Raw genomic sequence first — 485 nt, 5'->3', positions numbered from 1 at the left:
AGGGTGATCGCGCCAGCTTTTTCGGCCCTGCCTTGGCTACAGCCTCAGATATCCTCGATCCACTTTCTTGGACCGGTCCCTCGCTGACGCAGTTCATCCTTGGGATTGAACATCTTGCAGGATTTCAAAGAGAGGCAGCCGCAGCCGATGCAAGCGGTCAGCGTCTTCCGCAAGCGCTGAAGTTGGGCAATCTGTTCGTCGACCCGGTGCGTCCACTTCTCTGACAGCACCGCCCAATCGTCTCCGGTCGGAACATGGTCTGTCGGCAGCTTGTCGAGCTCGGTTTTGATCTCTTCAAGCGTCATGCCGAGGGTCTGAGCGAAACTGATAAAGGCGAGGCGCCGCAGAACGTGGCGCGGGAAGCGTCTGTGCCCGGAGCCCGCCCGCTCGGACGAGATGAGCTCGCGCTCCTCATAGTAGCGCAGCGCCGAGGAGGCGATGCCGCTGCGGCGTGAAATCTGGTTGATGGTCAGCGTCGTTTCCAT

Annotated in this window: 1 protein-coding gene; it reads right to left on the bottom strand. The window is 60.2% G+C overall.

What is annotated here, in order from left to right; all coding sequences use genetic code 11:
• Positions 1-44 precede the first annotated feature (44 nt).
• Positions 45-485: redox-sensitive transcriptional activator SoxR (soxR, locus tag BMI85_RS20960; protein WP_078602691.1), on the bottom strand; the 441-nt coding region annotated here is incomplete at its 5' end.

The organism is Thioclava sp. DLFJ4-1, assembly GCF_002020145.1.
Classification (GTDB): Bacteria; Pseudomonadota; Alphaproteobacteria; order Rhodobacterales; family Rhodobacteraceae; genus Thioclava; species Thioclava sediminum.
Note: the sequence above shows the minus strand (reverse complement) of the source record. Positions and strands in the feature narration are given on the sequence as shown.